Annotated in this window: 3 protein-coding genes; all 3 read right to left on the bottom strand. The window is 75.3% G+C overall.

What is annotated here, in order from left to right; all coding sequences use genetic code 11:
* Positions 1–145: 145 nt before the first annotated feature.
* The gene (locus ABT160_RS39355) at positions 146–1,963 is read right to left on the bottom strand and encodes a DUF4153 domain-containing protein (protein ID WP_351653371.1); all 1,818 of its coding nucleotides are present in this window, start codon (positions 1,961–1,963) and stop codon (positions 146–148) included.
* Between the two features lie 361 nt (positions 1,964–2,324).
* A complete protein-coding gene (locus ABT160_RS39350) occupies positions 2,325–3,236 on the bottom strand; it encodes an ADP-ribosylglycohydrolase family protein (protein ID WP_351653369.1) in 912 nt (303 codons plus the stop codon).
* 12 nt (positions 3,237–3,248) lie between these two features.
* Complete coding sequence (locus ABT160_RS39345; protein ID WP_351653368.1) at positions 3,249–3,908, bottom strand: histidine phosphatase family protein; 660 nt, start codon at positions 3,906–3,908, stop codon at positions 3,249–3,251.
* Positions 3,909–4,025: the final 117 nt, after the last annotated feature.

Here is a 4,025-nt window from a genome sequence, read left to right as displayed (position 1 = left end):
TGCGGGCCAGCCGGTCGCGCGGGCGCACCCCGGCGGAGAAGACGACCAGGTCGGCGTGGACGCGCTAGGCACCCGTACCGCCCGCCCCTCCGTCTGTCAGACCTTCTCCTTGCCAGAGCCCCTTCCGGGGCTTCCGGGGGCTCCCCTACGGATCCAGCTCGCCCTCGGTGGCCGGACCCCCGTCGGGCTCCGCCGTGCGGCCAGTACCGCCGTAGGGGTCCCCGTACGGGTTCTCGTACGGGTCGCGGGGGCCGGTCACACAGTCGCGCGGCGCCACCGCGCGCGTGGCGATGACGTCCCGGGCCCGCGCCTGGCCCCAGCTGGTCGCGTACCAGGGCCCGCCGTCCCCGCGGAGGTCCACCGCGATCTGCCGCAGGGCGCAGGAGCGCTGGGGCTCGGGCAGCGCGTCCAGCGCGGGCACGGCGTCCGCGGAGAGCCCGTCCAGGTAGTCGGTGTCGATCTTCCCGGTCTCCTGGAAGCGCCGTACGTTGCTCTCGGCGACGAGCGCGTCGGGCGACGCCAGGCCGAAGGCAAGTACGGTCACCGCGGCGCTCGCCGCGACCGCCCGGGGCAGCCAGCGCGCCCCGAACGCCCCGGCCGCCATGATCAGTACGAGCACCAGGCCGAGCCAGAGCTCCATCACGGTGACCGAGATCCGCAGCCGGGTGAGCCCGTACGCGTCGACGTACAGGTCCATGCGGCGCAGTGCGGAGGCGACGACGACCAGGGTGAGCGCGCACAGCACGCCGAGGACGGTACGGACCAGGGTGCGGTCGCGCGCGTCGGAGCGCGGCGCCCAGCGCAGGGCGAGCGCGATGACGGCGAGGGTCAGCAGGGTGGCCGTCAGGAGCTGCCAGAAGCCCTGGCGCGCGTACTCGGCGTACGTCAGGCCGGTCTCGCTCAGCACCTTGTCGTAGCCGCCGAACAGGACGGTGAGCTGGACCGCGTTGAAGGCCGCGAACAGCAGGTTCAGGACGATGAGCGGCAGGGCCCACTCCAGCCGGCTCCTGGCCCGCCCGGGCTTCGCCACGACGCGGTCCCAGCGCAGCGGCGCGGCGGCCGTGCGGGCGGCCGCCACGGCGCCGAGCAGGCCGAGGAGGGCCAGCAGCACCCGCAGCGGGCTCTCGGCCATCGAGACGTCCGGCACCAGCGTCCCCACCAGGTCGGCGAAGGCGGCGTCGGCCCCGGCGAACAGTGCCCCGAAGACCACCACCAGGGCCAGTGCCACCGCGCTCGTCCGCAGCACGGGCCCGACCCGCCCCTGCGACCCCGCCCGGGCCCGCAGGCCCGTCCAGGCCCAGGTGGTGCCGGGCACGACGGCCTCGGCGAGGCCCACCGGCGCCAGGAGCACGGCGGCCCAGCCGCGGCCGCCGTGCAGGGCGAGCGCGCCGACGCCGATCGCCGTGAGGACCGCCAGGACGCTCGGCCAGGCCGCGTCGCGCAGCGCGGGCACCACGAGCAGCGCCAGGCCGCCCAGGGCCCACAGGAGCGTCCAGGGGCGGGCGCGGCGGCCGGCCCCGCGGGCCGCGAAGTACGCGGCGAGGGCCGCGGGCACCGCGACGAGCAGCAGGTTCACGCCGATGCCGTCGCCGAGCAGCAGCCCGCTGAGCAGACCGGTGACCACGACGGCCACGAGCGTCGCACCGCTGACGGGCGCCGGGGGTCCGGAGCGGGCCTTCTCGTACCACCCCGGCGGCGGGGGCGCCCCGCCCGGCGGACGCCAGGCGTGCGCGGCGGGATAGGGGTACGGGGCCGCCTGCACGACGGCCCCCGGCGGGGCGGCGGCACGCGCGCGTGCGGCCTGCGCGGCTGCGGCGGTCACCGGCTCCTGGCCGGGCATCGCGTTGCCGGGCGTCGCGCTACCTGCCGTCGCCGCGGCTTCCGGCACCTGTCCGGACGCCGCGCCGTCCGTGCCGCCGGACGCACCGGGTACGGCTCCGGGTATGCCATCGGAATCGGACATGGACGGGACCCCCTCCCCCTCCGCCGCGCACGTCAGGTTCCGGGCGATCACATGATCAACACGGCGGTTGGCCGAAAGGGTATGCCCGGGTCCCTGCGGGGGTCGCCCTCCCGGCGGGCCCTGTGTCAGGACCGTGACAGACGCCGGGGCCGCGGGGAGGGGCGGCGTACGGCCGGTACGGACAGGAGGGCCCGCGACCGCGCGGGCAGCGGCGTACGACCCGTACGGACGACGGTTCCGGACGACCCGGAGGACCGGTGCCCGTCCGGACGCTTGCCGTACGGCTGGGTTACGGACCATCCGGAGGACCGGTGTCCTTACGGACCACGACGCGTGCCCGTACGGACCACGACCGTACGGATCAGAAGCGGGGCTTCTCCGGGAGCCAGTCCGGCAGTGCCTCCGTGCGCTCCACCCAGGCGGCGGGCGGCGCACCGGCGGCCGACGCGGCCACCACTCCCCCGGCGATCGCACAGGTGGTGTCGACGTCGCCGCCCACCTGTGCGGTCGTCCAGAAGCACTCCTCGAAGTCGCCGAGCGCCCGCGCTGCGGACCACAGGGCGAACGGCACGGTGTCGTGCGCACTGGTGCGCCTGCCGCTGCCCAGGACGGCGGCCACGGTGCCCGCGTCGCCGTAGTCGAGCATGTCGCGCGCCCGGCGCAGCCCCGCGCCCACGGCGCTGCGGGGCACCAGGGCGATCACGCCGTCCAGCAGTGCGCCGGGCGTCGGCGGGCCCGCCGGGTCCGCGGCGAGCGCGGCGGCGGCGGCCACGGCCATCGTCCCGACGACGGCCTCGCGGTGCTGGTGGGTGGTGTACGAGGAGATCTCGGCCTGGTGGGTGGCCTGCTCCGGGTCGTCGGCGTACCAGGCGCCCAGGGGCGCGATGCGCATGGCGGCGCCGTTGCCCCAGGAGCCCTGCCCGTTGAAGAGGGCCGAGGCGAGTTCGCGCCAGTCGCCGCCCTCGCGGACCAGTCGCAGCATGCGGTTGACGGCCGGGCCGTAGCCGCGGTCGAAGTCGTGGTGCTCGGCCAGCGAGGCCGCGAGGGCGTCCTGGTCGATGCGGCCGTGGGTGGCGAGCACGGCGAGGACCGAGCAGGCGGTCTCGGTGTCGTCGGTCCACTGCCAGGCGCCCGGGGGCAGCTCGCGGCTCTTGAGGAGGGGGTAGTGGGCGGGGACGAAGTACTGGGAGCCCAGGGCGTCCCCCACGGCCAGCCCGCGCAGGCTGGCCAGGGCGCGTTCGAAGCGCCGGTCGGAAGAGGAGTCAGCGGTCATCGCACAGCCACTCTAACCGGTGGCGCCGTACGGCTCGGGGGTGCGCCAGCGCTCGAAGGGCCGGTCGAGCGTGTAGCGCCCGTCCTCGCCGAGCAGCAGCGTGCGGGTCTCGGCGTTGCCCGGGTTGGACAAGGACTCGAAGTCGGCGACCGACCAGTGGAACCAGCGCATGCAGAACAGCCGCATGGTCAGCCCGTGGGTGACGAGCAGGACGTTCGGCGGGTGGTCGGGGGCCTCGAAGCTGCGGTAGAGGCTCTCCAGGAAGGCCCCCACGCGGTCGTAGACGTCCGCGCCGGACTCCCCCTGGGCGAAGCGGTAGAAGAAGTGCCCGTAGGCGTCCCGGTATGCCTTCTGCAGGCGCACGTCGTCGCGGTCCTGCCAGTTCCCCCAGTCCTGCTCGCGCAGCCGGGGCTCCTCGCGCACGCGTACCCGCTCCGGGTCCAGGTGGAAGGCGCGGAACGTCTCGTGGGTGCGCCGGTAGGGGGACACGTACACGCTGACGTGTTCGTCGCCGAACAGCTCGCGCAGCCGCTCGCCCGTCGCCTCGGCCTGTCGCAGGCCCCGTTCGGTGAGCCTCAGGGCGTGGTCGGGCTCGCGCTCGTACACGGTGTCGTCGGCGTTGCCCTCCGACTCTCCGTGCCGGACGAGGACGATGCGCTGGGGTCGGGCCATGCCACGACCCTAGATCGGCCCTCCCGGGGAGCACGCGGTCATCACAGGTGCCAGGTTCGCGCCCGCACCTGCTGAAGTCGCAGAGCTCCTGGGCATCGGAGAGGGCGACAGCGCCAT

It is taken from the genome of Streptomyces sp. NPDC001941 (assembly GCF_040296945.1).
Classification (GTDB): Bacteria; Actinomycetota; Actinomycetes; order Streptomycetales; family Streptomycetaceae; genus Streptomyces.
Note: the sequence above shows the minus strand (reverse complement) of the source record. Positions and strands in the feature narration are given on the sequence as shown.